Source organism: Novosphingobium sp. ERN07 (assembly GCF_012641335.1).
Classification (GTDB): domain Bacteria; phylum Pseudomonadota; class Alphaproteobacteria; order Sphingomonadales; family Sphingomonadaceae; genus Novosphingobium.
This window is the reverse complement of record NZ_JABAID010000007.1, coordinates 81,548-108,221: the sequence shown is the minus strand read 5'-3', so window position 1 is coordinate 108,221 and position 26,674 is coordinate 81,548. Positions and strand designations below refer to the sequence as shown.

General features: G+C 62.4%; 27 protein-coding genes. 15 read left to right on the top strand and 12 right to left on the bottom strand.

Annotation, left to right across the window (positions count from 1 at the left end; genetic code table 11):
* Nucleotides 1–43 precede the first annotated feature (43 nt).
* On the top strand, nucleotides 44–2,707 hold the full coding sequence (ppdK, locus tag HGI47_RS11615; protein ID WP_168852934.1) for a pyruvate, phosphate dikinase: 2,664 nt from the start codon (nucleotides 44–46) through the stop codon (nucleotides 2,705–2,707).
* Nucleotides 2,708–2,785: 78 nt separating this feature from the next.
* Here ppdK and HGI47_RS11610 read toward each other — a convergent pair whose 3' ends face one another.
* Nucleotides 2,786–3,577, bottom strand: a complete 792-nt coding sequence (locus HGI47_RS11610; RefSeq protein ID WP_168852933.1) for a methyltransferase domain-containing protein — start codon at nucleotides 3,575–3,577, stop codon at nucleotides 2,786–2,788.
* Nucleotides 3,578–3,639: 62 nt separating this feature from the next.
* Between HGI47_RS11610 and HGI47_RS11605 the strand changes: the two genes are divergently transcribed.
* The 4 genes from HGI47_RS11605 (at nucleotide 3,640) to HGI47_RS11590 (ending at nucleotide 7,528) form a co-directional block, all read left to right on the top strand.
* Nucleotides 3,640–4,410, top strand: coding sequence for a ComF family protein (locus HGI47_RS11605; protein ID WP_168852932.1), 771 nt, complete (start codon nucleotides 3,640–3,642; stop codon nucleotides 4,408–4,410).
* A gap of 402 nt (nucleotides 4,411–4,812) precedes the next feature.
* Nucleotides 4,813–5,196, top strand: a complete 384-nt coding sequence (hisI, locus tag HGI47_RS11600) for a phosphoribosyl-AMP cyclohydrolase (RefSeq protein WP_206066144.1) — start codon at nucleotides 4,813–4,815, stop codon at nucleotides 5,194–5,196.
* A 32-nt stretch (nucleotides 5,197–5,228) separates the two neighbouring features.
* The gene (locus tag HGI47_RS11595) at nucleotides 5,229–5,711 is read left to right on the top strand and encodes a MerR family DNA-binding transcriptional regulator (RefSeq protein WP_240950142.1); all 483 of its coding nucleotides are present in this window, start codon (nucleotides 5,229–5,231) and stop codon (nucleotides 5,709–5,711) included.
* 14 nt (nucleotides 5,712–5,725) lie between these two features.
* A complete protein-coding gene (locus tag HGI47_RS11590; RefSeq protein ID WP_168852931.1) occupies nucleotides 5,726–7,528 on the top strand; it encodes an acyl-CoA dehydrogenase C-terminal domain-containing protein in 1,803 nt (600 codons plus the stop codon).
* 36 nt (nucleotides 7,529–7,564) lie between these two features.
* Here HGI47_RS11590 and HGI47_RS11585 read toward each other — a convergent pair whose 3' ends face one another.
* The 5 genes from HGI47_RS11585 to tyrS all read right to left on the bottom strand — a co-directional run bounded on the left by HGI47_RS11585 (nucleotide 7,565) and on the right by tyrS (nucleotide 12,294).
* Nucleotides 7,565–8,275, bottom strand: coding sequence for a dienelactone hydrolase family protein (locus tag HGI47_RS11585; RefSeq protein WP_206066143.1), 711 nt, complete (start codon nucleotides 8,273–8,275; stop codon nucleotides 7,565–7,567).
* On the bottom strand, nucleotides 8,275–9,192 hold the full coding sequence (gene cysK, locus HGI47_RS11580) for a cysteine synthase A (protein WP_168852929.1): 918 nt from the start codon (nucleotides 9,190–9,192) through the stop codon (nucleotides 8,275–8,277). Before cysK ends, HGI47_RS11585 begins: the two co-directional genes overlap by 1 nt.
* Before the next feature lie 38 nt (nucleotides 9,193–9,230).
* Nucleotides 9,231–10,517 carry an MFS transporter gene (locus tag HGI47_RS11575; protein ID WP_168852928.1) on the bottom strand — a complete coding sequence of 429 codons (1,287 nt, stop codon included), beginning with the start codon at nucleotides 10,515–10,517 and terminating at the stop codon, nucleotides 9,231–9,233.
* Nucleotides 10,518–10,581: 64 nt separating this feature from the next.
* On the bottom strand, nucleotides 10,582–10,911 hold the full coding sequence (locus tag HGI47_RS11570) for a PilZ domain-containing protein (protein ID WP_168852927.1): 330 nt from the start codon (nucleotides 10,909–10,911) through the stop codon (nucleotides 10,582–10,584).
* 153 nt (nucleotides 10,912–11,064) lie between these two features.
* The gene (gene tyrS, locus HGI47_RS11565; RefSeq protein ID WP_168852926.1) at nucleotides 11,065–12,294 is read right to left on the bottom strand and encodes a tyrosine--tRNA ligase; all 1,230 of its coding nucleotides are present in this window, start codon (nucleotides 12,292–12,294) and stop codon (nucleotides 11,065–11,067) included.
* Between the two features lie 48 nt (nucleotides 12,295–12,342).
* On the opposite strand from tyrS, the gene HGI47_RS11560 reads away from it, so the two are divergent.
* Together HGI47_RS11560 and HGI47_RS11555 are read left to right on the top strand one after the other, a co-directional pair.
* A complete protein-coding gene (locus HGI47_RS11560) occupies nucleotides 12,343–12,885 on the top strand; it encodes a DOMON-like domain-containing protein (protein ID WP_168852925.1) in 543 nt (180 codons plus the stop codon).
* A complete protein-coding gene (locus tag HGI47_RS11555) occupies nucleotides 12,882–14,081 on the top strand; it encodes an exo-beta-N-acetylmuramidase NamZ domain-containing protein (protein WP_168852924.1) in 1,200 nt (399 codons plus the stop codon). The genes HGI47_RS11560 and HGI47_RS11555 overlap by 4 nt, the downstream gene beginning before the upstream one ends.
* Nucleotides 14,082–14,267: 186 nt before the next feature.
* Here HGI47_RS11555 and HGI47_RS11550 read toward each other — a convergent pair whose 3' ends face one another.
* Nucleotides 14,268–15,449: a VWA domain-containing protein gene (locus HGI47_RS11550; protein ID WP_168852923.1), complete on the bottom strand. Its 1,182-nt coding sequence runs from the start codon at nucleotides 15,447–15,449 to the stop codon at nucleotides 14,268–14,270.
* Nucleotides 15,450–15,608: 159 nt separating this feature from the next.
* Between HGI47_RS11550 and HGI47_RS11545 the strand changes: the two genes are divergently transcribed.
* Entirely contained in the window at nucleotides 15,609–16,577 is a 969-nt protein-coding gene (locus HGI47_RS11545; RefSeq protein WP_168852922.1) for a L,D-transpeptidase family protein, read from the top strand.
* A gap of 5 nt (nucleotides 16,578–16,582) precedes the next feature.
* Here HGI47_RS11545 and HGI47_RS11540 read toward each other — a convergent pair whose 3' ends face one another.
* Nucleotides 16,583–17,005, bottom strand: coding sequence for a GFA family protein (locus HGI47_RS11540; protein WP_168852921.1), 423 nt, complete (start codon nucleotides 17,003–17,005; stop codon nucleotides 16,583–16,585).
* Between the two features lie 96 nt (nucleotides 17,006–17,101).
* Here HGI47_RS11540 and HGI47_RS11535 point away from each other — a divergent pair, with 96 nt between their 5' ends.
* Nucleotides 17,102–17,842, top strand: coding sequence for a glutathione S-transferase family protein (locus tag HGI47_RS11535; protein ID WP_168852920.1), 741 nt, complete (start codon nucleotides 17,102–17,104; stop codon nucleotides 17,840–17,842).
* Nucleotides 17,843–17,891: 49 nt separating this feature from the next.
* Here HGI47_RS11535 and HGI47_RS11530 read toward each other — a convergent pair whose 3' ends face one another.
* Nucleotides 17,892–18,737: a MoxR family ATPase gene (locus HGI47_RS11530; protein WP_168852919.1), complete on the bottom strand. Its 846-nt coding sequence runs from the start codon at nucleotides 18,735–18,737 to the stop codon at nucleotides 17,892–17,894.
* A gap of 239 nt (nucleotides 18,738–18,976) precedes the next feature.
* Between HGI47_RS11530 and HGI47_RS11525 the strand changes: the two genes are divergently transcribed.
* A complete protein-coding gene (locus HGI47_RS11525; protein WP_168852918.1) occupies nucleotides 18,977–19,753 on the top strand; it encodes a hypothetical protein in 777 nt (258 codons plus the stop codon).
* On the opposite strand, the gene parE is transcribed toward HGI47_RS11525, so the two are convergent.
* Nucleotides 19,750–21,750, bottom strand: coding sequence for a DNA topoisomerase IV subunit B (parE, locus tag HGI47_RS11520; RefSeq protein WP_168852917.1), 2,001 nt, complete (start codon nucleotides 21,748–21,750; stop codon nucleotides 19,750–19,752). The genes HGI47_RS11525 and parE overlap by 4 nt on opposite strands.
* A gap of 83 nt (nucleotides 21,751–21,833) precedes the next feature.
* Nucleotides 21,834–23,000: a penicillin-binding protein activator gene (locus HGI47_RS11515; RefSeq protein WP_240950141.1), complete on the bottom strand. Its 1,167-nt coding sequence runs from the start codon at nucleotides 22,998–23,000 to the stop codon at nucleotides 21,834–21,836.
* A 51-nt stretch (nucleotides 23,001–23,051) separates the two neighbouring features.
* On the opposite strand from HGI47_RS11515, the gene rsmI reads away from it, so the two are divergent.
* Nucleotides 23,052–23,903: a 16S rRNA (cytidine(1402)-2'-O)-methyltransferase gene (gene rsmI, locus HGI47_RS11510; protein WP_168852916.1), complete on the top strand. Its 852-nt coding sequence runs from the start codon at nucleotides 23,052–23,054 to the stop codon at nucleotides 23,901–23,903.
* Nucleotides 23,900–24,256, top strand: a complete 357-nt coding sequence (locus tag HGI47_RS11505) for a YraN family protein (protein WP_168852915.1) — start codon at nucleotides 23,900–23,902, stop codon at nucleotides 24,254–24,256. The genes rsmI and HGI47_RS11505 overlap by 4 nt, the downstream gene beginning before the upstream one ends.
* Nucleotides 24,257–24,280: 24 nt before the next feature.
* Here the strand turns inward: HGI47_RS11505 and HGI47_RS11500 are convergent, their stop codons facing one another.
* Nucleotides 24,281–24,472 carry a hypothetical protein gene (locus tag HGI47_RS11500; protein WP_168852914.1) on the bottom strand — a complete coding sequence of 64 codons (192 nt, stop codon included), beginning with the start codon at nucleotides 24,470–24,472 and terminating at the stop codon, nucleotides 24,281–24,283.
* Nucleotides 24,473–24,587: 115 nt separating this feature from the next.
* On the opposite strand from HGI47_RS11500, the gene gshB reads away from it, so the two are divergent.
* The 3 genes from gshB to HGI47_RS11485 all read left to right on the top strand — a co-directional run bounded on the left by gshB (nucleotide 24,588) and on the right by HGI47_RS11485 (nucleotide 26,635).
* Nucleotides 24,588–25,535: a glutathione synthase gene (gshB, locus tag HGI47_RS11495; RefSeq protein ID WP_168852913.1), complete on the top strand. Its 948-nt coding sequence runs from the start codon at nucleotides 24,588–24,590 to the stop codon at nucleotides 25,533–25,535.
* A 169-nt stretch (nucleotides 25,536–25,704) separates the two neighbouring features.
* Nucleotides 25,705–26,307, top strand: coding sequence for a DedA family protein (locus HGI47_RS11490; RefSeq protein WP_168852912.1), 603 nt, complete (start codon nucleotides 25,705–25,707; stop codon nucleotides 26,305–26,307).
* Nucleotides 26,308–26,401: 94 nt separating this feature from the next.
* A complete protein-coding gene (locus tag HGI47_RS11485) occupies nucleotides 26,402–26,635 on the top strand; it encodes a hypothetical protein (protein WP_168852911.1) in 234 nt (77 codons plus the stop codon).
* Nucleotides 26,636–26,674: the final 39 nt, after the last annotated feature.

Below are 26,674 nucleotides of genomic sequence, written 5' to 3'. Positions count from 1 at the left end.
TTTCCGGCATCAAAGAACATACGCAGGGAGCATCGTTGGCGGCATGAGCGCATACGTATTCCACTTCGGCGGGGGCGCAGCCTCCACGGACGCCCGCGCAAAGGACAAGACCATCGTCGGTGGCAAGGGCGCGAACCTTGCCGAAATGGCGGGGATCGGCCTGCCGGTGCCTCCCGGTTTTACCATCACCACCGAAGTCTGCACATCGTACAACGCCAGTGGCAAGACCTTTGACGATGGCCTGCGTGCAGGCGTGGCTTCGGGCGTTGCGCATATCGAAGCGGCAACGGGCCGCGTGTTTGGAGATGCCACCAATCCGCTGCTCGTCTCGGTCCGTTCGGGCGCGCGCGTTTCGATGCCGGGCATGATGGACACGGTGCTGAACCTTGGCCTGAATGACCAGACGGTTGAAGGTCTGGCCGCAGGTTCGGGCGATCCGCGCTTTGCGTGGGACAGCTATCGCCGGTTCATCCAGATGTATTCGGACGTGGTGCTGGGGCTTGACCATCACCGGTTCGAAGATGCGCTGGAAATCGTGAAGGAAGACAATGGCTTCTTCAACGATGTGGAACTGGGCGCGGAACACTGGCAGGCGCTGGTGGGCGAATACAAGGCCATCGTGGCAGATCAGCTTGGCCGCCCGTTCCCGCAGGACGTGCATGAACAGCTTTGGGGTGCCATCGGCGCGGTGTTCGATTCATGGGAATCGGATCGCGCCAAGGTCTATCGCAAGCTGAACGACATTCCCGCCGACTGGGGCACCGCCGTGAACGTGCAGGCGATGGTCTTTGGCAACATGGGCGAAACGTCGGCCACCGGCGTCGCTTTCACCCGCGATCCGGCCACTGGCGAAAAGGCCTATTACGGCGAATGGCTGGTCAACGCGCAGGGTGAAGACGTGGTGGCCGGCATCCGCACCCCGCAATACCTGACGCTGGCCGCGCGTGAGCGGGCAGGGGCCAAGCCGCTGTCGATGGAAGAGGCGATGCCCGCCGCCTATGGTGAACTGGCTGCTGTGTTCGAACTGCTCGAAAAGCACTATCGCGACATGCAGGACATCGAGTTTACCGTCGAGCAGGGCAAGCTGTGGATGCTGCAGACCCGTTCGGGCAAGCGCACCGCCAAGGCCGCGCTGAAGATGGCGGTGGACATGGTGGGCGAAGGCCTGATCGATGAAGCCACGGCGATCAAGCGCATCGATCCGATGGCGCTCGACCAGTTGCTGCACCCCACGCTTGATCCCAAAGCGGTGCGCGATGTGCTGACGAAGGGGCTTCCGGCATCGCCCGGCGCGGCTTCGGGCGCGGTGGTGTTTGATGCCGATACGGCGCAGGCGCGTGCCGAGCGCGGTGATGCGGTGATCCTTGTGCGCGTGGAAACTTCGCCCGAAGATATCCACGGGATGCACGCGGCCAAGGGCATCCTGACGGCGCGCGGCGGCATGACGTCACACGCGGCGGTGGTTGCGCGCGGCATGGGCCGGCCGTGCGTGTCGGGCGCTTCGGGCGTTTCGATCGACATGGCCACCCGCACCGCGAAGATCGGCGGGCGCGATGTGAAGGAGGGCGATGTCATCACCCTCGACGGTTCGAACGGCGATGTCATGGCGGGGCTGGTCCCCACGGTCGAGCCGGAACTGGTCGGTGATTTCGGCACGCTGATGGTCTGGGCGGACAAGCATCGCCGGATGAAAGTGCGCACCAACGCCGAAACGCCGCTCGATTGCCAGGTGGCGCGCCAGTTTGGTGCCGAAGGCATCGGCCTGTGCCGCACTGAGCACATGTTCTTTGAAGCAGGCCGCATCAGCGCCGTGCGCCAGATGATTCTGGCTGAGGACGAGGGTGGTCGTCGTTCAGCGCTGGCCAAGCTGCTGCCCGAACAGCGCAGCGATTTCCAGTCGATCTTCGAGGTCATGGCGGGCCTGCCCGTCACCATCCGCCTGCTCGATCCGCCGCTGCACGAATTCCTGCCGCACGCCGATGCCGAGTTTGCCGAACTGGCCGAGGCGACCGGGCTGGGCGTGGAGCATCTGAAGCGTCGCGCCGGGGAACTGCACGAATTCAATCCGATGCTGGGCCATCGCGGGTGCCGCCTTGGCATCACGTTCCCCGAAATCTACGAAATGCAGGCCCGTGCGATCTTCGAAGCCGCGTGCGACGTGGCCGACAAGAGCGGCGATGCGCCGATCCCCGAAGTGATGATCCCGTTGGTGGCGACGCGCAAGGAACTGGAAATCCTGCGCGCGCTGGTGGACCGGGTGGCGTTGGAGGTTTTTGCCGAAAAGGGCCGCACGCTCGACTATATGGTCGGTACGATGATCGAATTGCCGCGCGCCGCCCTGATGGCGGGCGAGATTGCCGAGGAGGCCAAGTTCTTCTCGTTCGGCACCAATGACCTGACGCAGACCACGCTGGGCGTGAGCCGCGACGATGCCGCGCGCTTCCTCAATCCCTATGTCGATCAGGGCATCTATCCGCGCGACCCGTTCGTCAGCCTCGACATTGAGGGCGTTGGGCAACTGGTGGAACTAGCCGCAGAGCGCGGACGCAGGACGCGCGGCGACCTGAAGCTGGGCATCTGCGGCGAGCATGGCGGTGATCCGGCGTCTATCGCATTCTGCGAAAAGACGGGGTTGGATTACGTTTCGGCCAGCCCGTATCGCGTGCCGATTGCAAGGCTGGCTGCTGCGCAGGCCGCGCTGGGCTGAGGTAACAGACTCTGACGCAACACACTTAGCGCCCCCGCCTGCGCGGGGGTGCGGTAGTTGTGATGCCGGGTTGCGCGTTCAGAACTTCGGCGGGCGCAGGGCTTTTGCCCAACCGCTGAGCGTCAGGATCTCGAACCGTTCGGTCACTTTGCCATCGGCATCCGCCCGCGCGGTAAAGGCCGCTTGCGCGCGACCGAGCGCAGCCTTGCCGAGCGGAGCACCGGGGCGGGCGAGGCAATTGCCCATGCCTTGCGCGCGCAGATCCGCCACCATGCCCTTGAGTGAGCGGAACCGCACGTCGATGTGGTGACTGTCGGTCACGGGATCGGCAAACCCGCAGCGTTGCAGCAGTTGGCCGCCGGCGCGGCCATCGACTTGCGGATGGATGCGCGGGGAAGGGCGGTCTGCATCGGCCTCCAGCATGATTTCGCGCAGTGCGGGCAACGATCCTGCGCCCATGAAGCTGGCGATCATCAGCCCGCCATCGGCCAGCGCGCGGCGCAGGTGGACCAGCGCACCTGGCAGATCGTTCACGGTGTCGAGCGTGCCAAGGCTGGCGATGAAATCAAAGCCTTGCGTGAAAGGGTAGGGCGCTTCCTCGTTAAGCGGCACCTCGCCTAAAACCGGATCGCGCACTTCCACGGTGCAGCCTGTTGCGCGCAGCGCACTGGCAAGCGCGCCAGTATGTTCACCCACGATCAGCGCATTTTGGGGTTCGTGGCGCAGGAATGACAGCCGGTCGAGCACGTCTTCGACCATATCGTCGGCCACATACCGCGCGGCATCGGGCAACTGTTGCAGGCGCGCCATGCGGCGGCGCAGGACATTCCGCCGTTTTGGCGCGAAAATAGTGGGGGGTGTGCTGGCCATTTCCGGGCAGTGCCCGTGCGCGGCGGTCTTGCCAAGAGGGGCAATGCTGCGAGGATGCCCCGATGCGAATTGCTGCCGCGCTCATGCCCGTAATCGACTTCGTGTTTCCGCCGCGCTGCCCGCTGTGTGGCGATCCGGTGGCGGCGCATGGGGGCCTGTGTCTTGGCTGTTGGGGGACTCTGGCAGTGCCATCGGGGGCTTGCTGCACGCTGTGCCAGCGCCCGATGGGAGAGCAGTTCTCAGTCGATGCCGAACTGATCTGCGCGCCCTGCATGGCCGAACCGCCACGGCACGCAGGTATTGCAGCCGCTACGCTGTACAACCACCCATCGCGTGCGCTGGTGCTGGCGTTCAAACATGGACGGCGGATCGGGCTTGCGCCGATGATGGCGCGGATGATGCTGACGCGCATCGCGCCGCTGGAAGGGCGATGGCTGGTGGTCCCGGTGCCCCTGCATCGCTGGCGGTTGATGCGGCGCGGGTTCAACCAGTCAGCGCTGCTGGCGGGGGAAATTGCAAAAGGGCTGGGGCAGGATCTTGTTGTCGATGGTCTGGTGCGGCACCGGGCCACGCCTTCGCTGGGAGGGCTGGGGCGCAAGGCGCGCGCGCGGCTGTTGACGGGGGCGATCACAGCGCATTCCCGGCGCGTGTCGCGCATCAAGGGGGCCAATGTCCTGCTGGTGGACGATGTGATGACCAGCGGCGCGACTACCAACGCCTGCATCAGCGCGCTGCGCAAAGCGGGGGCTGCCCAAGTGCGTATTGCCTGCTTCGCGCGCGTGCTGGACGAAGCGCTCGATTCGGTGCGCGGAAGCGCTGAAGTGGGAGGATGAGTACAAAAGGAAACGCCCGGAACCGAAGTTCCGGGCGTCCTCGTGACGAATTTCTGCGGGCGTTCGCGTAGTCCGCGATACCGACGGCCCCCTGACCGTCCCGCCTGGTCCCTCAACCTCCGACCGTAACCCCGCGCGGTCCTTTGGACCTGCTGCGAGGGCTACCGACCGGCCCCTCATCAAGTTTCCCCGAACATTGGCGCTTTGTGCACTGCCTTCCCCGTGGGGCGGCTGTTCAGTTCGCGGTTCCCTCAAACCGCAATTGCTTCATCACGCATTAAGGCTATTGGCGAAAGCATATTGTGCACGGCCCGTGGATTTTGCCACTTTGTGTGGTTATCGTGCAACAAAACCGCCACATTGCGTCGCTTCGTCGTGTTTTACCTGAAAGGCTGTTCACCTTTGTCCGCATCTGAAGACAGCATCCGCCGTGAGCGGGGAGCCGAGTTCCTTCCCAAGTTCGATTCGAACGGCTTGTTGACGGCCGTTGCAGTGGAGCATGGCACGGGCGTGCTGTTGATGCTGGCGCACATGAATGCCGAAGCCGTGGCCAAGACGCTGGAGACGGGTTTCGCGCACTTCTACTCCCGGTCGCGCGGGCGGCTGTGGATGAAAGGCGAAAGTTCCGGGCATGTGCTGAAGATCGTGGAAATTCGGGTCGATTGCGATCAGGACGCGCTGGAACTGCGCGTGGATGCAGCCGGGCCGGCGTGCCACACGATGGCACCAAGCTGCTTTTATCGGCGAATTACCGCAGTAGGCGGGCTGGAACGGATCGCTGATTGACGCTTACGTAAAGGTTAGTTACTTGTGACACCATGTCACAGCAAGCCGACACCGCGATTCCTGCCGAAGCTGCCCAGCCGGATTCGGGCCATACCGGTCATCTCGATCAGCCCGATGCGCTGAAGCGGGACCAGTTCACGATATCCGATCTCTCCAACGAGTTCGGCGTAACCGCCCGCGCGCTGCGCTTCTATGAAGATGAAGGTCTGATCGCTCCCGAACGGGTGGGCCTTTCCCGCATCTATTCGAAGCGCGACCGTGCTCGGCTGGCGTGGATCATGCGGGCCAAGAACGTGGGCTTCAGCCTTGCCGAAATTCGCGACATGATCGACCTCTATGACATGGGCGATGGCCGCGCCGAACAGCGCCGCGTCACCATCGCCAAATGTCGCGAGCGGATCGAGAACCTGCGCCGCCAGCAGGCCGATATTGCTGCGACTATCGAAGAACTCACCAGTTTCGTGGAACTCGTTGTCGCGCGCGAACGTGGCGAGGGCCGTAACACAGACGTTTAAAGGGACAGGACAAAATGCCGATCTACAACGCGCCCACCCGCGATACCCGCTTCGTCGTCAACGAACTGATCCGCCTTGAAAGCTATGGCAATCTGCCCGGCTTCGAAAGCGCGACACAGGACATGACCGATGCGATCATCGAGGAAGCCGGGCGCTTCGTTTCCGAAGTCATCGCCCCGCTGAACCTTTCGGGCGACCGCGAAGGCTGTACCCGCCACGCCGATGGCAGCGTCACCACGCCTGCGGGGTTCAAAGAGGCCTATCGCCAGTATGTCGAGGGCGGCTGGGGCACGCTGTCTGCACCCGAAGCCTATGGCGGGCAGGGACTGCCGCACGTGATTGGCTTCATCATGGAGAAGTACCTCGCCACCGCCAATCAGGCGTTTGCGATGTATCCAGGCCTTGCCAATGGCGCGATCTCGGCAATCATCGCCAAAGGTTCGCCCGAACAGCAGGCCACCTATCTGCCGAAGATGGTGACGGGCGAATGGCTGGGCACGATGAACCTGACCGAGCCGCACTGCGGCACCGACCTTGGTATGATCCGCACGCGCGCCGAACCGCAGGCCGATGGTTCCTATGCCATCACCGGCACCAAGATCTTCATTTCGGCAGGCGACCATGATCTGACCGAGAACATCGTCCACCTCGTTCTTGCCAAGACGCCCGGTGCGCCGGAATCGAGCAAGGGCATTTCGCTGTTCATCGTGCCCAAGTTCATGGTGAACGCCGATGGTTCGCTGGGCCAAAAGAACGCAGTTTCGGTCGGCGCAATCGAAGAGAAGATGGGCATTCACGGCAATGCGACTTGCGTGATGAACTACGACGGCGCGAAGGGCTGGATCGTGGGTGAGGAAAACAAGGGCCTTGCCGCGATGTTCATCATGATGAACGCCGCGCGCCTTGGCGTGGGGATGCAGGGGCTGGCGCAAGCCGAAGTCGCCTATCAGAACGGCCTTGCGTATGCGCTTGATCGCCGTCAGGGCCGCGCGCTTACGGGGCCTGCCGAACCGACGCAGAAAGCAGATCCGATCATCGTCCACCCCGATGTGCGCCGGATGCTGATGGACGCCAAGACCTTCATCGAAGGGATGCGCGCACTGTGCCTGTGGGGCGCGCTTCAGGTCGATCTGTCGCACAAGGCGGCGAGTGCGGAAGAGCGGCAGATGGCCGACGATCTAATCAGCCTGCTGACACCCGTGATCAAGGGCTACGGCACCGACATGGGTTACAAAGTCGCCACCGATATGCAGCAGATCTGGGGTGGTCACGGATATATCGCCGAGAACGGCATGGACCAGTTCGTGCGCGATGCGCGCATCGCCATGATCTATGAAGGCACCAACGGCGTGCAGGCGATGGACCTTGCCGGGCGCAAGCTGGCGCTTAACGGCGGGCGTGCGGTGCAGGCCCTGTTTGCGCTGATCGATGCCGAATGTGCTGAGGACAGCGCGGACGAAACGGTCAAGCTTGTCGCTGAACGCCTGTCGAAGGCGAGCGGCGAGATGAAGGCGGCGACCATGTGGTTCATGCAGAACGCCATGACCAACCCCAACAACCTTGGCGCGGGGGCCTATGCCTATATGACGCTCACCGGGATCGTGTCGCTTGGCCTGATGTGGCTGCGCATGGCCAAGGTTGCTGCGGCCGCCATTGCCAATGGTGCAGAAGACAAGGCGTTTTACGAAGCCAAGCTGACCTGCGCGCGCCACTGGGCCACGCGCTACACCACCGATGCGGGCGCGCTGCGCCGCGAGGTTGAGGCGGGCAGCGAAACAATCATGGCGCTGACGCCGGAGCAACTGGCGATTGCGTGATCTGGACGGACGGGGAGGCTGCAACGCCTCCCCGGCTCAGCCGAGAATTTCGTCCAGCAGATCGACAAGCGCGCCCCAACTCTGGCGGTCGGCGCTGGCGTCATAACCGATGGCTGTCATGCCGCGCGCGTCGCTGCCCGGATCGGTGAAGCCGTGGCGGACGCCGCTGTAGCTGTGGAAGTGCCAGTTGGCCCCTGCTGCGTCCATTTCCTCCCAGAAGGCCATGACCTGCGACCGCGGCACCATCGGGTCGGCATCGCCGTGGCAGACGAGGATGCGCGCCTTGACTGTGCCGGGTTGGGCAGGGGCCTGCGTATCGAGCAGCCCGTGAAAGCTGGCAGCAAGCACGAGGTCTGCGCCATCGCGCGCCAGTTCGAGCGCGGCCTGACCGCCCATGCAATATCCGACGACGGCAACCGGAAGGCCCTGCGCATCAGGTAGCGCGGACAGCGCGGACAGGCCCGCGCGCAGGCGTTGGCGGTATCCCTCGGCAGTTGCCCGCAAAGGCCCGGCCAGTTCGCGCGCGTGATCGAAATCGCGCACCTGCACACCGTAGAAATCCGCCACCAGCGCCAGATAGCCCACCTGCGCCAGCATCTGGGCGCGGCGGACCATCGGCGCATTGCAATTGGCGATGGTCGGCAAGATCAGAATGGCGGCGCGCGGCGGCCCATCCGACTTCGCAAGGAAGCCGGTGAGGGCAACGTCACCATCCGCGTAATCGATCTGTTCCATCGCCACGGGCATCACTCCGGCAGGAAATCCGGGACCGAAAGATAGCGCTCGCCCGTGTCATAATTGAATCCGAGCACTCGGCTACCAGCGGGCAGGCTTGTCAGCTTCTGTGAAATAGCGGCCAGAGTCGCACCTGATGAGATACCGACCAGCATCCCTTCCTTTGCCGCGCACTGCCGCGCCATTTCCTTGGCATCGGCGGGATCGACCGTGATCGCACCATCAATCGACTGCGTGTGCAGGTTGCGAGGAATGAAGCCCGCACCGATGCCCTGAATCGGGTGCGGAGCAGGCTGCCCGCCCGAAATGACCGGCGAAAGCGTCGGCTCGACCGCATAGGCCTTGAGCGAGGGCCAGTGCTTCTTCAACTCCTCGGCACATCCGGTCAGGTGCCCGCCTGTGCCGACGCCGGTGATCAGAACGTCAATCGGATCGCTGGCGAAGTCCTTCAGGATTTCCTGCGCGGTCGTGCGGGTATGGACGGCGACGTTGGCGGGATTATCAAACTGCTGCGGCATCCACGCGCCGGGGGTCTGCTCGACCAGCTCCTTTGCGCGTTCGATAGCGCCCTTCATCCCCTTCTCGCGCGGGGTGAGATCGAACGATGCACCATAGGCGAGCATCAGGCGACGCCGTTCAAGCGACATCGATTCGGGCATGACCAGAACCAGTTTGTAGCCCTTGACCGCCGCGACCATCGCAAGGCCGATGCCGGTGTTGCCCGATGTCGGCTCCACGATGGTGCCGCCGGGTTGCAGGCTGCCGTCAGCCTCTGCCGCCTCGATCATGGCGAGGCCGATCCTGTCCTTGATCGAGCCGCCGGGATTGGCGCGCTCGTTCTTCACCCATACCTCGTGGTCGGGAAACAGGCGGGACAGGCGAATGTGCGGGGTGTTGCCAATAGTGGCGAGGATGGATTCCGCTTTCATTGCGCTTGCTCCTTGTGGTGAACGACAGATGTTTAGGACTATCTGTATCGCGCTGCAAAGGTTCGTGCGGCTTTCAGTTCCGGGAAAAGCAAAAACCATACGGCGGTTACCGCGATTGCACCCAAGCCGCCGAACACAGCCGCGCCCACAGCACCCAGCAGCGCGGCGGCAACGCCTGATTGCATCTCGCCCAGTTCGTTCGATGCGGAAATTGCGAGGCCGGAGATCGACGATACGCGACCGCGCACCGCATCGGGGGTGTGCAACTGCACCAGCGTGCTGCGGATGAAGACCGAAACCATATCGCCCGAGCCGATGCCGATCAGCATGAGAAGCGAAAGATAGAAGTTCGTCGAAAGACCAAATCCTACCGTGAACAGGCCGAAGACGACAACGCCGAGCAGCATCTTGTTGCCGACGTTGTTCGTGATGGGGTGACGCGCGAGCACGAAGGCGACCAGTGCAGCACCAAGCCCCGGCATCGCGCGCATGATGCCTAGGCCATTCGCGCCAACCGGCTGCCCATCTATCAGCAGGATATCACGGGCGAAGACGGGCAGCAGCGCTGTTGCCCCACCAAGCAGTACGGCAAAGAGATCAAGCGTGACGCAGCCCAGCAGGAAGCGGTCGTTCCAAACGAACGATAGCCCTTCGCGCATTTGCCGCACCGGGTGAGCATTGCGGTTGCCTTCGGGCGGTGGCAGCCGGCGAATGCTGAAGGTGCAGGCTGCGCCAAGAGCGAGCAGTGCGGTTGACGTCCAATAGGGCATGGTCGGATGCGCTGCAAAGAGCAGTCCCGCCATCGCCGGGCCGCCGACCGATCCGATCTGCCATGCCATCGAATTGATGGCGACCGCTTTGGGCATCAGTGCGGCAGGCACGACATTCGGCGCGATCGACGACAGTGCAGGGCCGATGAACACGCGCGCGGTGCCGTGCAGTGCGGCGAGGCCAAACAGGAGTGGCAGGGAGAGCGCGTTCGATTGGGTGGTGAGCGCAAGTGTCAGCGCAACCGTCAGGTCGATGCACATCGCCAACGCGGCAACATTGCGTCGGTCGAACCGGTCGGCCACCAGCCCGGCAACAGGCGTTAGCAGGAACAGCGGCAGGAACTGTGCAAGGCCCAGCAGGCCAAGCTGAAAAGCGGCCTCGGCAATCGACATGCCGTATTCCCCGCGGGCCACATCATACAACTGGTAGCCAAGGATCACCACCATGCCGGAAGTCGCCACAACCGAGAAGAATCGGGCGATCCAGAACTTGCGGTAATCGGGGATGGCGAGAGGGGATGCCGGCAAGGGCGCAGGATGTTCGGTCGTACTCACGCAGCGCGCAATGCCACTCCGACCGCACCTTGCCAAGAAAGCAAAATTTGTGGGGTGATCTCGCTCAGCGCGCTTTGGTGTTGGGCTGGAGCGAGCGGATCATCTTGGCGAATTCATCTACCCGCACGATTCGTTCGAACTGGAATCCGGCACGGCTGCCATCGACCCATACAACGAATGCCTCGATTCTGCCGATCACGGGCAGCCGCACCGTTACACGTTCACCGCGCCCCAGATCCTCGATCTCAGTCGCCATGAAGCCTGTGGTGGAGATATTGGCCAGATGTAACATGATGTCGCCACGCGACCGGTGTTCGCCAATCACCGGCAGGTTCACCTGATGACGGGTCGAACGACGCAGGTCGGTGACCGAAAGCTGTGCTCCGCCGCGCATCGTTCCTCCTTCGCGCATGAGTGACCCGTGGGGCCTATGCCGAAAGATATAGTCCGAATTGGCGAACAATTCGTAAAGCCGACGGCAAATCCTTGCCGGAGGCGGCACGGACTTGCCGTTAGCGATGCGGAAACCCTGTCAACCGTGCAGAAATTACGCCCGGCGCAGGATCCCGTGCTTCTTTTTGCCTGATGAAATGCGAATTTCGTTACCCGACAAGGAGATGCGGTGCGAATCATCGGTCACCGCAGCGCCGTCCACACGCGCGCCGCCACCCGCCACAAGGCGCTTCGCCTCGCCACGGCTGGCCGCAAAGCCCAACCCGACCAGCGCATCGACAAGGCCGATGCTGTCTTCGGAAATCTCCAGAGTGGGCAAATCCTGACCAAGCCCGCCGCCAGCGAACGTTGCTGTTGCGGTTGCTTCGGCCGCCTTGGCCGCCTCATCACCGCGGACCAGCCGGGTGACTTCATTGGCTAACACGATCTTGGCAGAATTGATCTCGCTCCCTTCCAGCGCTTCTAGTCGGGCGATTTCGTCAAGTGGCAGATCGGTGAACAGGCGTAGGAACTTGCCCACGTCACGGTCATCGGCATTGCGCCAGTATTGCCAGAAGTCCCACGCAGGCAGCGCGTCTTCGTTCAGCCAGACCGCGCCATTCATGGTCTTGCCCATCTTCGCGCCATCGGCGGTGGTAAGCAGCGGTGTGGTCACGCCGAACACTTCCTTGCCGTCCATCCGGCGGGTGAGTTCGATGCCGTTGACGATGTTGCCCCACTGATCGGACCCGCCCATCTGCAACTGGCAGCCATAGCGCTGCGACAGTTCGCGGAAATCATAGGCTTGCAGGATCATGTAGTTGAATTCGAGGAAAGACAGCGATTGTTCACGGTCCAGCCGCTGCTTCACCGAATCGAAGCTGAGCATCCGGTTGACCGAGAAATGCTGTCCCACCTCGCGCAGGAACGGGATGTACTCCAGGTTGTCGAGCCATTCGGCATTGTCGAGCATCACCGCGTCGCTCGGCCCATCACCAAAGGTCAGGAAGCGTTCGAACACGGTCTTGATAGAGGCGACGTTGGCCGCGATGACATCATCGGTCATCAGCTTTCGCGCTTCGTCCTTGAAGCTGGGATCACCGATCTTGCCGGTGCCGCCACCCATCAGGACGATGGGCTTATGCCCGGCCTGTTGCAGGCGGCGCAGCAGCATTATCTGCACCATAGACCCCACGTGCAGCGATGGCGCGGTGGGGTCGAAGCCGATATAGCCGGGCACGACCTGCTTCGCCGCCAGCGCATCGAGCGCGCTCGCATCGGTCATCTGGTGGATGTAGCCTCGTTCGGAAAGGAGGCGCAGCAGGGAAGAAGTGTATTCGGTCATCTCGGCCACTCGCTATCGGGATGGCGCGCCTAGCACGGAGTTGCGCAGATGGGAACGTTTGAGCTTTTGCCCCATCCGGCCAATCCGCCGTTTGGCGTCAGCAAGGTGGAGGCGCGGGTTACCGGGCTGGATGCGCAGTGGATGACGCTGCGCTGGCGGGTGGAAAGCGCGCAGGCGCTGGTCCTGCCGCCCTTTGCGGGCAAGGGCAGGGCGGATGGGCTGTGGCAGGCGACCTGTTTCGAACTGTTCGTAAAGCCGGAGGGCGGGAAGGGTTACACCGAGTTCAACTTCTCTCCTTCGCAGCAATGGGCGGCGTATGAGTTCAGCGGCTATCGCGAAGGCATGGCAGAGCGGCCTATGCCGCGCGCGCCGGTGTGTACGCCCCGCCGGGGGCAATCCGTGCTGATTTTCGACGTGGCGTTGCCTGTTGCCGCCTTGCCGCCGCTGCCGTTCGGTTTCGGGCTGACGGCAGTGATCGAGGAGGAGGGCGGCGTAAAATCGTATTGGGCGATGGCGCACCGCGCGGACTGGCCAGACTTTCATCACGAGTCTTGCTTCGCGGCCCGGCTTGCGGCACCGAGCGGGGCATGAAATTCGGTATCGACCGGCTGCTTGCCGACCCCGCATTAAGGAAACCGCTCGAAGGCAAGCGCGTGGCGCTGGTTGCCCATCCTGCCTCGGTAACAGAAGGGCTGGTCCACTCGCTCGACGCGCTGATCGCGGCGGGGGTGAACGTGACCTCTGCTTTCGGGCCGCAGCACGGGCTGAAGGGCGACAAGCAGGACAACATGGTCGAGACGGCGGATGAGCTTGATCGCGTCTATGGCATCCCGGTGTTCAGCCTTTACGGTGAGGTGCGTCGCCCGACCGGGCAGATGATGAGCACGGCGGACGTGTTCCTGTTCGACCTGCAGGATCTGGGCTGCCGCATCTACACCTTCGTGACCACGCTGCTCTATATGCTCGAAGCCGCGAGCGGCACGGGCAAGGCGGTGTGGGTGCTCGACCGGCCCAACCCGGCGGGCCGCCCGGTTGAAGGCACGACGCTGCTGCCGGGCTGGGAAAGTTTCGTCGGCGCAGGGCCGATGCCGATGCGGCACGGTATGACGCTGGGCGAGATGGGCGCGTGGTTCGTGGAGCATTTCAGGCTCGACGTGGATTATCGCGTGATCACGATGGAAGGGTGGACATCGGAGAGCGGCCCCGGCTTCGGCTGGCCGGAAAGCCGCATCTGGATCAACCCTTCGCCCAACGCGGCGAGCCTGAACATGGCGCGGGCCTATGCGGGCACGGTGATGATCGAAGGGGCGACCGTTTCCGAAGGGCGGGGCACGACGCGGCCGCTGGAAGTGTTGTTCGGCGCGCCGGATGTGGATGCCAAAGCCGTGCTGGCGGAAATGCGCACCTTCGCGCCGCAATGGATGCAGGGCTGCGCGATCCGCGAATGTTGGTTCGAACCGACATTCCACAAGCACGCCAAAAGCCTGTGCAGCGCGTTGATGATCCATGCCGAGGGGGCACACTATGATCACGCCGCGTTCCGTCCGTGGCGGTTGCAGGCGCTGGCGTTCAAGGCGATCCGCCGACTTTACCCGGATTATCCGCTGTGGCGGGACTTCGCCTATGAGTACGTGTTCGACAAGTTGGCGATTGATGTGATCAACGGTGGCCCTGCGCTGCGCGAATGGGTGGACGATGCAGGCAGCGCGCCGGGCGATCTGGATGCGGTGGCAGGACCGAACGAATCGGCGTGGGAAGAAGAGCGGCGGCGGTTTCTGCTCTACTGATTTTCGTTCATTTTCAGGCTGTGTTTCCTGAAGGGGGTTTACACAGTTTACACAGTCCAGAGAAAAACTCTCAAGGCCCCGGATGCTGCGGAAAAACGCAGCGATGCCCGGGATTTGGCAGGTGGTTGACGGTTCAAGGAGCAGCCGGGAAGCTAACCCGGCGCTCACCCTGTAGGACAGCGATTTCTAGTGCTTCTTGCGAGTCAGTTCGCGCATCGCGCTGTCCAAGCCTTCCAGCGTGAGGGGATACATCGACCCGCCGATCAGATCCTTGAGCATCTTGGTGGACTGCGAATAGGTCCACTGCTTTTCTGGAACAGGATTGAGCCAGACAGTGGCGGGATAGGTCTGGGCCACGCGGTGCATCCACACGGCACCCGCTTCTTCGTTGAAATGTTCCACGCTGCCGCCGGGGTGGCTGATTTCGTAAGGGCTCATCGCCGCATCGCCCACGAACACAACTTTATAGTCGTGACCGTACTTGTGCAGGATGTCCCAGGTCTTGGTACGTTCTGACCAGCGGCGCTTGTTGTCCTTCCACACGCCTTCGTAGAGGCAGTTGTGGAAGTAGTAGAATTCCATGTTCTTGAATTCAGCAGTGGCCGCGCTGAACAGTTCTTCCACGAGCTTGATGAACGGGTCCATTGATCCGCCGACATCGAGAAACAGCAGCAATTTGACGGCATTGCGCTTTTCCGGGCGCATTCTGATATCGAGCCAGCCCTGCCGCGCGGTCCCCTCGATCGTGCCTTCAAGGTCCAGTTCGTCCGCCGCGCCTTCACGCGCAAAGCGGCGCAGGCGGCGCAGGGCGATCTTGATGTTGCGGGTGCCGAGTTCCTTGGTGTTGTCGAGGTTCTGGAATTCGCGCTTTTCCCAGACTTTCACTGCGCGCTTGTGCTTTGATTCGCCGCCGATCCGCACACCTTCGGGATTGTAGCCCGAATTGCCGAAGGGACTGGTGCCGCCGGTGCCGATCCACTTGTTGCCGCCCTGATGGCGCTTTTCCTGCTCTTCGAGCCGCTTTTTGAGCGTGTCCATGATCTCCTCCCACGAACCGAGGGACTTGATCTTTTCCATCTCTTCTTCGGACAGGAATTTTTCCGCGACGGCTTTCAGCCAGTCTTCGGGAATGTCGACGGGGCGCTGGCCATAGTCGGTGAGAAGGCCCTTGAAGACCTTGTTGAACACCTGATCGAACCGATCAAGCAGGCCTTCGTCCTTCACGAACGTGGCGCGGCTGAGGTAGTAGAAGGCTTCAGGGGTCTGTTCGATCACGTCTTTTTCAAGCGCTTCGAGCAACACAAGGTGCTCCTTGAAACTGGCAGGGATTCCTGCGGCGCGCAATTCATCAACGAAATTGAAAAACACCTGTGGCCGCTCCTTTGGCTTAATCGGATGATTAAGCTGTGGCGTGGCGATGGGCAAGCCCCGGAATATCGCTGCGCGTAGCCCGCAACGGGCCAATTAGCGGTTGAGCAGCGGCGCGCGCAAGCTAAGCATGGCAGTCATGGTTAAGGGGCGTTTACCATGACTCGCGTTGCAGGCGCGTTCGGAGCGATTGCGGTTCTGCTGTTGCTGGCGGCGCTTGGCCTGACTGGCGGCCTGCCTTTCGGCAATGCCGAGCGGGCCGAGGCACAGACGGTAGCTTCCGTGCAGCAGGCCCCGCAACCGGCACTCGCACCACTGCCACCCAAGCCCGCCGGGCCACCGCCAGTCGATCAGGTGCTGCAATCGGGTGTGCTGATCGTGGTGAGCAAGGCATCGCAGCAGATGCATGTTTTCAAGGACGGCGAACTGTGGGCGTCATCGCCAGTGTCCACCGGCAAGCGCGGCCATTCTACGCCTGCGGGCGTTTTCCCGATTCTGCAGAAAAAAGTCTATCACCGCTCAAACCTCTACAGCAACGCGCCCATGCCCTATATGCAGCGGCTGACATGGGGCGGGATTGCAATCCATGCCGGGCGCTTGCCGGGCTATCCGGCTTCGCACGGATGCATTCGCGTGCCTTATTCTTTCGCAAAATCGCTTTACGGCGTGACGCGCGCAGCTTCGACTACCGTTGTGGTTACGAACGAGACCGCCCGGTCAGAGGTTGATGCGATGACGCTGGCGCTGAACACGCAAGCGGCGCAAGCCGGGACGCCCCAACCAGCGCAGACTGCAGTTGTAGCGGTGCCGGGTGCTCAGCCGAGGGAAGCCATGCCGCCCGTGGGCGCGCAATCGGCGACTGCGCAGCCAGACCTCCCTTCGTTGCCGCAGTTCGCAGGGCAAGGGCAGACAATCCAGCTCGTCGCCGCGCTCAGCCCGGCTGAGGCAGAGGCGCATTGGCAAAACATGGTTGCACAGCATCCAGAACTGGCCGGCTTCCGCAAAGTGGTGGTTCCGGCTGTGGTCGGAACGCGACGCTACTGGCGCCTACGCGCCAGCGCGCCGGGTGCGCATGCCTATTGCGCATCGTTGCGGCGCGCTGGACAGGATTGCTTTAATGTCAGTTAGTTGGGTCAGCTAGCAGGCGGGGCTGCTGGCGGTCGCTGTGGCCACGATTCTAACGTGGGGTCGATCACAGCCCATGCGGGGGCGTCGTCCGTCCAGATTACCGCCTGCGGCGCGAGTCCGTGCGGCTCGTCGATCACGCCAAAGCGCACGGTCTTGAGGTGCATTCGCGCTGAGCTTTGCGCGTAGACTTGTGTGCCGCACGCTGGGCAGAAGTGGAAGGTGAGGGTGTTGCCGCTGGCAGCGGTCCATGCCTTATGGGCGAGGGGACCAGTGATGGTGACATCATCGCCTTTGAAAATGGCGTTGTTGGTGGGGCCACCCGCTGCAATCTGCTGGCACTGGCGGCACCAGCACTGCCGCGTGGCGATTGGTTCTCCGGTGATTTCGAGCGTTGGCGCTCCGCAAGCGTATTTCCCGGTATAGGCCATTTTTGAACAGTCTCCTTTGAGGCGGCGTGCGATTGGGTATTGTTAGTGTTGCTTACAATTGGCATGGTGCATCTACACGGAGAGGATAACACTGCCATGCTCAAACTCTACACCTTTGGTCCCGCCGCCAATTCGATGAAGCCGCTGCTGACGGTGTTTGAAAAGGGGCTGGATGTTGAAAAGAACCGGCTCGATCCGTCGAAGTTCGAGCATCACACCGACTGGTTCAAGGCGATCAATCCGCGCGGGCAAGTTCCGGCGCTGGTGGATGATGGCAAGGTCATAACCGAATCCACGGTGATCTGCGAATACCTTGAGGATGAGTACCCGACCGAAGTGGTGCTGCGCCCGGCTGATAGCTATGGTCGCGCGCAGATGCGCGTGTGGACCAAGTGGGTGGACGAATACTTCTGCTGGTGCGTTTCCACCATCGGCTGGCACCGCTATATCGGCAAGATGGTCGCAGGCTACAGCGACGCCGAGTTTGAGGAGAAGGTGAAGGCCATTCCCGTTGTGGAGCAGCAGGTGAAGTGGCGGCGTGCGCGCGAGGGCTTTCCGCAGGACATACTCAATGAGGAAATGCGCAAGATCGCCTATTCTGTGCGCAAGCTGGACGACCATCTGGCCGACCATGAATGGCTGGTGCCAGGGCAATATACTCTGGCCGACATCTGCAACTTTGCCATCGCCAACGGGATGCAGTTCGGCTTTGCGGAACTGGTGAACAAGGAAGCCACGCCGCATCTGGTGCGATGGATCGAACAGATCAACGCGCGGCCAGCGGTGAAGGCGATGTTCGAACAGGTGGAACTGGAGAAGCTGGGGCCGCGCAAGTGACACGGCGCCACCCCCGGCCCCTCCTCTGAAGAGGAGGGGGCAGCTTTCGTCAGTGCCCCGGACGACGCGCCATGAAGGCAAGCCGTTCGAAGAGCATGATGTCCTGCTCGTTCTTGAGCAAGGCACCGTGGAGCGGGGGGATCGCCTTGGTCGGATCGCGGTTCTGGAGGACGTCGAGCGGCATGTCCTCGTTCAGCAGCAGTTTCAGCCAGTCGAGCAGTTCTGAAGTGCTGGGCTTCTTCTTGAGGCCGGGGACTTCGCGGATTTCGTAGAACACTTCCATTGCCTTGCTGACAAGCGTCTTCTGGATACCGGGAAAGTGGACGTCGATGATGGCCTGCATCGTCTCGCGATCGGGGAATTTGATGTAGTGGAAGAAGCAACGGCGCAGGAAAGCGTCAGGTAGTTCCTTCTCGTTGTTCGAAGTGATGACGACGATGGGGCGTTCCTTGGCCTCAATCCGCTCCTGCGTTTCATAAACGTCGAAGCTCATGCGGTCGAGTTCCTGCAGGAGGTCGTTGGGGAACTCGATATCGGCCTTGTCGATCTCATCGATCAGCAGGACGGGCAGTTGCGGGCTGGTGAAGGCTTCCCAGAGCTTGCCTTTCTTGATGTAGTTGCGGATGTCGTGAACGCGCTCATCCCCCAACTGGCCATCGCGCAGGCGGGCAACCGCGTCGTATTCATAAAGGCCCTGCTGTGCCTTCGTCGTGGATTTCACGTTCCATTCGATCAGCGGCGCGTTCACCGCTTTGGCGATTTCATGCGCCAGCACGGTCTTGCCGGTGCCGGGTTCACCCTTGACCAGCAGCGGGCGGCGGAGCAGGACGGCGGCGTTGACCGCGACCTTCAGATCTTCGGTAGCGACGTAGTTGCTGGTGCCTTCAAAGCGCATCGGCGGTTCCTGTGTCTTAATCGTTTGGTTAAGCGATAGGGCGAGGGTTTGCGCCTTGCAATAGAGTAGTTTGGTGACGGGTGCGTCAGGAATGGAGGCGGTTGTTGACGCAAATGTCATTTATTGACGAGGTTGCTGACTGAACCGTCAGGAACGTTTGCTATCAAAGTGTCGCTGGCTGTGCTTCTCCTGTGGTGCGGAATTGCCGGGAGCCTTGGCGGCGTGTAGGCGGCTTGGCAATGCTACCGTGGCGCATCGATCCTTTGAGGCAGGGCTATCAGGCGTCGCCGCGCGAGCGGGCGGGGTCGCTCATCTTTGCGTTTGTGGCCAGCGCGCTTGTGTTCCTGATCATGTGGAAGATGGGCGCGGTGACAGGTTTCGGCGGGGGCGAGAGTTCCCGGCTGACGGCGATTGACCTGTCCGACGACGGGCAGGAAGAAGCAAAGGCGGCGGAAAAGCAGCCGGAGCAGAAGCAGGCCAAGCAGGCGCAAAGTGCCGAGGCGAGGCCAGTTCAGCCTGCCGCAGCGCCGCCAGCCGTGCCGATTCCGGGCAAAGTGCAGTGGCCAGAGGGCTTTATCGAGCTATCGCGCAATGATTATCGCGCGGGCGACATCAGCAAAATGAAGCGGCAGGAGTCGGGCGGCGGTGCGCCATCCGGCGGCGGTAGTCCGGGTGATTCGGCCAGCCTGGGGCAAGGGCCGGGCGGCGTGAGGCTCTATGCCGCGCAATGGTATCGCGAACCGACCGATGCTGAAATCGGACCTTATTTGCCGCAGCGCCGGATGCAGGGCGATTGGGCGATGATCGCGTGCAAGACGGTGGAGAAATACCACGTCGAGGACTGTCAGGAACTGGGCGAAAGCCCGCCGGGATCAGGCCTCGCACGTGCGATCCGGCAGGCATCGTGGCAGTTTCTGGTGCGACCTCCGCGCGTGAACGGGAAGCCGCAGGTGGGGGAATGGGTGCGGATACGGTTCGATTTTAGGCCCAAGAAGAGTGGGGCTGAAGACAGCTAAGCATCAATCAACTCAGGATCGATCTCGCTGGCCCGGTTCTGGATGAACATGAACCTTTGCGCAGGATCGCGGCCCATCAGGCGGTCGACCAGATCCTTCACTGCAGCGCGGCCTTCGTATTCGGGGGGCAGGGTGATGCGGATGAGGCTGCGGGTGGCGGGGGCCATTGTGGTTTCGCGCAACTGGCCAGGGTTCATTTCACCGAGGCCCTTGAAGCGGCCGACTTCCACCTTCTTGCCCTTGAACTTGGTGGCTTCCAGCTCTGCGCGGTGGGCGTCGTCCTTTGCGTAGGCAGAGGTGCTGCCGCTGGTCAGGCGGTAGAGTGGGGGCTGGGCGAGGTAGAGGTGGCCGCGCCTTACCAGTTCGGGCATTTCCTGGAAGAAGAAGGTCATCAGCAGCGTGGCGATGTGCGCGCCGTCAACATCGGCGTCGGTCATGATGATTACGCGGTCATAGCGCAGCGCATCGGGATTACAGTCCTTGCGCATCCCGCAGCCCAGCGCCAGACCGAGGTCTGCGATTTCCTGATTGGCGCGAATCTTGTCAGCCGTGGCGCTGGCGACGTTGAGGATCTTGCCACGGATCGGCAGGATCGCCTGCGTCTTGCGATCACGCGCCTGCTTGGCGCTGCCGCCTGCGCTGTCGCCTTCGACGATGAACAGTTCGGTTTCGCCATCCCCTTCGCCCGAACAATCGGTGAGCTTGCCGGGGAGGCGCAGCTTGCGGGCGTTGGTGGCGGTCTTGCGCTTTACTTCGCGTTCCGCTTTGCGGCGCAGACGGTCGTCCATCCGCTCCATCACCGCGCCGAGCAGGGCCTTGCCGCGCTCCATGTTGTCGGTGAGGAAGTGATCGAAATGGTCGCGTACGGCGGCTTCGACCATGCGCGCGGCCTCGGGGCTGGTCAGGCGGTCCTTGGTCTGGCTCTGGAACTGGGGATCGCGGATGAAGACCGAGAGCATGATTTCGCTGCCGGTGATAATGTCTTCGGGCGCGATGTCCTTTGCCTTTTTCTGGCCGATCAGATCGGCAAAGGCGCGGATGCCCTTGGTCAGCGCGGCGCGCAGGCCCTGTTCGTGGGTGCCGCCATCGGGCGTGGGGATGGTGTTGCAGTACCAGCTATAGGAACCGTCAGACCACAGCGGCCACGCGATGGCCCATTCGACGCGGCCATTTTCTTCGCCATTCGGCCCCAGCGGAAAGTCCTGACGGCCCGCGAACGGCACAGAGGTAACGCATTCGCGCCCTGAAACCTGCTCTGCCAGATGATCGGCAAGGCCGCCGGGGAACTGGAACACGGCTTCGGCTGGCACTTCGTCGCTGGCCAGAGAGGATGCGCATTTCCAGCGGATTTCTACCCCGGCGAAGAGATAGGCTTTTGATCGGACCAGCCGGAACAGGCGCGCCGGTTTGAACTTTGCGTCTTCACCAAAGATTTCGAGATCGGGGACGAACGTGACCTGCGTGCCGCGCCGGTTGGGGGCATTGCCGATCTTCATCAGCTTTGTCGTGGGGTTCCCGCGCGAAAATTCCTGCGCGTAAAGCTCTTTGTTGCGGGCGACTTCGATGCGGGTGAGGGTGGACAGCGCGTTGACGACCGAGACGCCGACGCCGTGCAGGCCGCCCGACGTGGCATAGGCCTTGCCGGAAAACTTGCCGCCCGAATGGAGCGTGGTGAGGATCACCTCCAGCGCGGATTTGCCCGGATATTTGGGGTGCTCGTCAACCGGGATGCCGCGCCCGTTGTCCGAGATGGTCAGCCTGTTACCTTCTTCGAGCGTGACTTCGATGCGGTTGGCGTGGCCGGCGACCGCTTCGTCCATCGCATTGTCGAGCACTTCGGCGGCGAGGTGATGGAGCGCGCGTTCGTCCGTGCCGCCGATATACATGCCGGGGCGACGGCGGACCGGTTCGAGGCCTTCGAGAACCTCGATCGCGGAACCATCATAGCTTTCGGCGGCGCTGGTGGCGGGGAGCTTGTCGAAAAGATCATCGGACATGCGAACGGGTATAGAACGCTCGCGATTCTGCGCGCAAGCGGGGATGGCGCCTTAATCCGGCGAAATCCCCGGCTTTCGGGCTTTCAGAACTTGGCTGGTGCTGGCGAAACGGTAGCAAAGGTGCCCGCGCCCACTTCGCGCACTTCCATCGCGCGTTCCGCCATGCCGCTCGCGGTGAAGCGGAACACGCCATCGAGGCCGATGAAACCTTGCGGGTCATAGAGCTTGGCGGTGGGGAAGGTGCTGCCCGGCTTCCAGCCGCGCGCGACGTTGAGCGTGAGCAGAACGCTGTCGTACCCTAGCGTTGCCAGCCGCGAGGGGGTGGCGCCAAAGCGGCCAGTGTAGCTCTTTTCAAACTGACCGAAGCGCTGATCGGAAACGGTGGCGAACCATGCGCCGCGCATGGCAGGAGCCTTGGCGATGGTGGCGTCCCCGCTCCACAATTCGGTGCCGAGCAGCTTCACGCCCTTTCCAGCGAGCGGCCCTGCCTGCAGAGCGATGCGGCTGCCATCTGCGATCAGCAAGGCATCGAATCGGCCCTTGTCCTTTGCTCGGCGCACTGCGCTGGCGACCGAGGTGTTGCCACGGTCATAAGTTTCGACCGAGGTCACGGCGATTCCGCTTGCGCGGGCGGCATCGGTTAGTCCTGCGGTGGCACGCTGGCCGTAGTCACCGGTGGGGATGATTGCCGCGACGGATTTGATACCGCGTGATTTTGCAAAGCCCAGCACGCGCGCGATCGACTGGCCGGGGGCCTGACCCATCACGAAGACATCGCGCGCGGCAACGGCGCTGTCGTTCGAATAGGAGATCATCGGCACTTTGGCTGCGCGGGCGACATTCGCGACGAGCGCGACGTCATCGGACAGCAACGGGCCAAGCACCAGCTTATTGCCATCGTTGATTGCGCGGGCAGCGGCGGCACCTGCACCGGTGGCGGTATCATAAGTGGTGATGCGCAAGTTCGCGGCATTTGTGTCTAGCAGTGCCATCGTGGCGGCATTAGCGATGGACTGGCCCACTGCAGCGTTTGTGCCGGTCATCGGAACGAGCAGCGCCACCCGGTGCCGCCCGGCATCGGTCGGCAAAACATCAGCATCCGGGGCCTTTTCGGTCGGTTCGGTGACGGGCACTGATCCTTTGGGGATCACTGCGCAGCCTGCCAAAAGCGAAAGCGTGGCGATGACCACAGCCCGGCGGGAATGGCGAAAACCGGAAAGCCGTGCTTCGTCCATGTTCGTATCGATCATTCCCCGCGCACCCTCTTGTCGCTGATAGCAGGTCGGTCCATTGGAACAGGCATGGAAACGCAACCCCTCGCACCCGGTCTCTATATTGTTGCCACCCCGATTGGCAATCTTGGTGACGTAACCCGTCGCGCGGTGGAAACGCTTGGGCGCTGTGCCGTGGTTGCCTGCGAAGATACGCGGGTGACGGGCAAGCTGTTGAATCTGCTTGGCCTGCACAAGCCAATGCGGCGCTATGACGATCACGCCAGCGATGCCGCGCGTGAAGCGTTGCTGGCCGAAATGGTCCAATCTCCGGTGGCGCTGGTATCCGATGCGGGCACCCCGCTGATTTCCGACCCCGGCTATCGGCTGGTGCGCGAGGCACGGGCGCGGGGGATTGCGGTAACGTCGATTCCGGGGGCCAGCGCGGTGGTGACGGCGCTTTCGATGGCTGGGCTGCCGACCGACCGGTTCATGTTCGCAGGTTTTCTGCCGAACAAGGACAAGGCGCGGGGCGATGTTCTGACAGAACTTTCGGGCGTGCCGGCAACGCTGGTGTTCTATGAAACGGGACCACGCCTTGTCGCTTCGCTTGAGGCAATTGCACTGCGCCTGCCGGCACGCGAGGTGGCGGTGGCGCGGGAATTGACGAAGCTGCACGAGGAATGTCGCGGCGGCACGGCAGAGGAACTTGCCGCGCATTACACCGCGCATCCTGCGAAGGGCGAGATCGTGCTGCTGATCGCGCCGCCGGGCGAGGCGGAGGCTCCTGACGAGGATGCCGTGGATGCCGAACTGCGTGCGGCTCTGGTGGAAATGTCGCCATCGCAGGCTGCGGGCAAAGTGGCCAAGGCGCATGGGCTGGATCGCAAGGCGCTTTATGCGCGGGCGATGGAGCTTAAGGCCGGGGAACTGAAGGCTTGAGCAGAGCTGAAGCCGAACGGCGGGGGCGGCGCGGGGAGGTGCTGGCGCTGTGGTGGCTTCGTCTGCGCGGCTGGCGCATTCTGGCGCGGCGGGTGAAAGTGAAGGTCGGTGAGGTCGATATAGTCGCACGCAAGGGGCGGACGGTGGCCTTCGTCGAGGTCAAATGGCGGCGCGATGCAGGGCTGCTGGGTGACGCTATCGATGCACACCGGTTGCGGCGGGTGGCGCGGGCGGCCGAGATGCTGGCACCGCGTTATGCTAAGGTGGGCGATGATGTGCGGATCGATGTGATCCTTGTCGCTCCCCGAACATGGCCGCGCCGGATTGCCAATGCTTGGCAACCCGGCGCTTGAAGGCCGAAAACTTCGTCAGCAGGCTCAGTGAGCGGGCTTGTGCTCTTCCTTGTGTTCGCCGTCCTTGTGTTCACCATCGTGGTGATCGTCCTTGTGTTCTCCCTTGTGTTCGTCGTGCGGGGCCGAGGTCGGGTGCGGATCGGGATTGGCGATGCCCTGGGCGGACCAGCCGAGAACAGCGATACCAGCGGCGGCGACGGTGATCAGTTTGCGCATCAAAGGCTCCAGTCAAATGGGTGGCGCCGTCTTGGCGCAGGCGGAAAATGGTCGCACAGGCGATAAATCGGCTTTAAGGCGCGGGTGAGAGAAACTCCTGAGGATCAGTGCAAGCATGACTCTTCGCGTCGCGGTCCAGATGGACCCGCTCCACTCGATTAATATTGCTGGAGATTCCAGCTTTGCGCTGATGCTTTCGGCGCAAGCGCGGGGCCATGAAGTTTACCATTACGATGTCGGCTCGCTGACGCTGGACGAGGATGACCGGCTGATTGCCCATGCCACACCGGTTACGGTGCAGCGCGTGGCTGGCGATCACTATCAGGCGGGCGAAAAGCGCAGGATCGATCTGGGCCGAGATATCGACGTGGTGCTGATGCGGCAGGATCCGCCGTTCGACATGGGCTATATCACCGCCACGCACCTGCTCGAACGCATCGAGAGCGAGACGCTGGTGGTCAACAACCCGCGCAGCGTGCGCAATGCGCCGGAAAAGGTGATGGTGCTGGATTACCGGCGCTTCATGCCGCCGACCATCGTGACGCGATCAGTCGATGAAGTGCGCAGCTTCCAGAAAAAGCACGGCGCGGTGGTGGTGAAGCCCATCCACGGCAATGGCGGCAAGGCGATCTTCCGCGTTTCCGAGGAAGGCGAGAACCTTGGCGCGCTGTTCGAGGTGTTCAATCAGACCTGGCCCGAACCACACATGGTGCAGGCGTTCCTGCCCGAAGTGGCCAAGGGCGACAAGCGCATCGTGCTGGTCGATGGCGAAGTGGCAGGCGCGATCAACCGCAAGCCGGGCGAGGGCGAATTCCGCTCCAACCTTGCCGTCGGCGGTTATGCCGAGAAGACGGAACTGACGCCGCAGGAGCAGGAAATCTGCGCCGCGCTGGGGCCAGAGCTGAAGCGGCTGGGGCTGATCTTCGTCGGGATCGACGTGATTGGCGGGCAGTGGCTGACCGAGATCAACGTGACATCTCCCACCGGGATCGTGGCGATCGACAAGTTCAACGGCACGGATACGGCGGGGATGATCTGGGACGCGATCGAAGGGCGGTTCTAGAAACTATCCTCCCTGATTTTCCGAAGGACAATCGGGGAGGGGGAGCGCCCGCGCAGCGGGTGGTGGAGGGGATAACCCCCTCCGTCAGCGCTTCGCGCTGCCACCTCCCCGTTTGCACTTCGTGAAAACAGGGAGGATCAAGAACACCAGCGCAGGCGTTACCCCACACATGAACGACTGGATAATCCACCTGATCGAAGGCGGCGGCTATTGGGGCATCGCGTTCCTCATGGTCATCGAAAACGTGTTTCCCCCGATCCCGTCAGAGGTCATCATGGGCCTTGGCGGCATTGCGGTGGCGCGCGGGCGGATGGAATTCTGGCCACTGATGCTGGCAGGCACGGTCGGCTCCACGCTGGGCAACTATTGCTGGTATCTGCTGGGGCGGACGCTGGGGTATGAGCGGCTGCGGCCTTTCGTGGACCGGTTCGGGCGCTGGCTCACCGTTGAATGGGAGGACGTAGAGGCCATTGTCGGGTTCTTCCGTCGCCACGGGCAATGGGTCGTCTTTGCGGTGCGCTTTGCCCCGTTCATGCGCACGATGATCTCGCTCCCGGCGGGGCTTACGCGCATGGGGCATGGGAAGTTTCTGGTGTTCACCTTTGCCGGTGCGGCGGTGTGGAATGTGATCCTTGGCGGCGCGGGATATTATCTAGGCCGCAATTTTGGCGAGATCGAAAAGTACACCGGCCCTTTGGCGACCGGGACGCTAGCCATCGTGGCCGTGGCCTATGTATGGCGCGTGATCACCTGGAAGCCGCGGAGCAAATAGCTGCGCGCTTGACTATGCGCGGCTACCCGTCTTTTGGTGGCGCTGCCCGCTTCGCGCGGGTTTTCTATGATCTATCAAACCGAAGGTATTATCTATGGCAGTGAAAGCCATGTGCATCGTTACACGCAGTGAAGAAGGGCGCGGTGCCTATGCCGTGCGGATGGACAATGACGAGAATGTCTATTTCCCTTTGAGCGTTACCGAAGCACTCGAACTGGAAGAGTTCGACGAGGTTGAGGCAATTCTGGTGAAGAACGACAGGCCGGAACCGGCGTGGCGTGCGATCCGGGCGCGGCTGCCTGTTGGTGAAGGCGGTGGCGAAGCCTGACCTGCACATAAAAAAGCCCCCGAATTTCGGGGGCTTTTT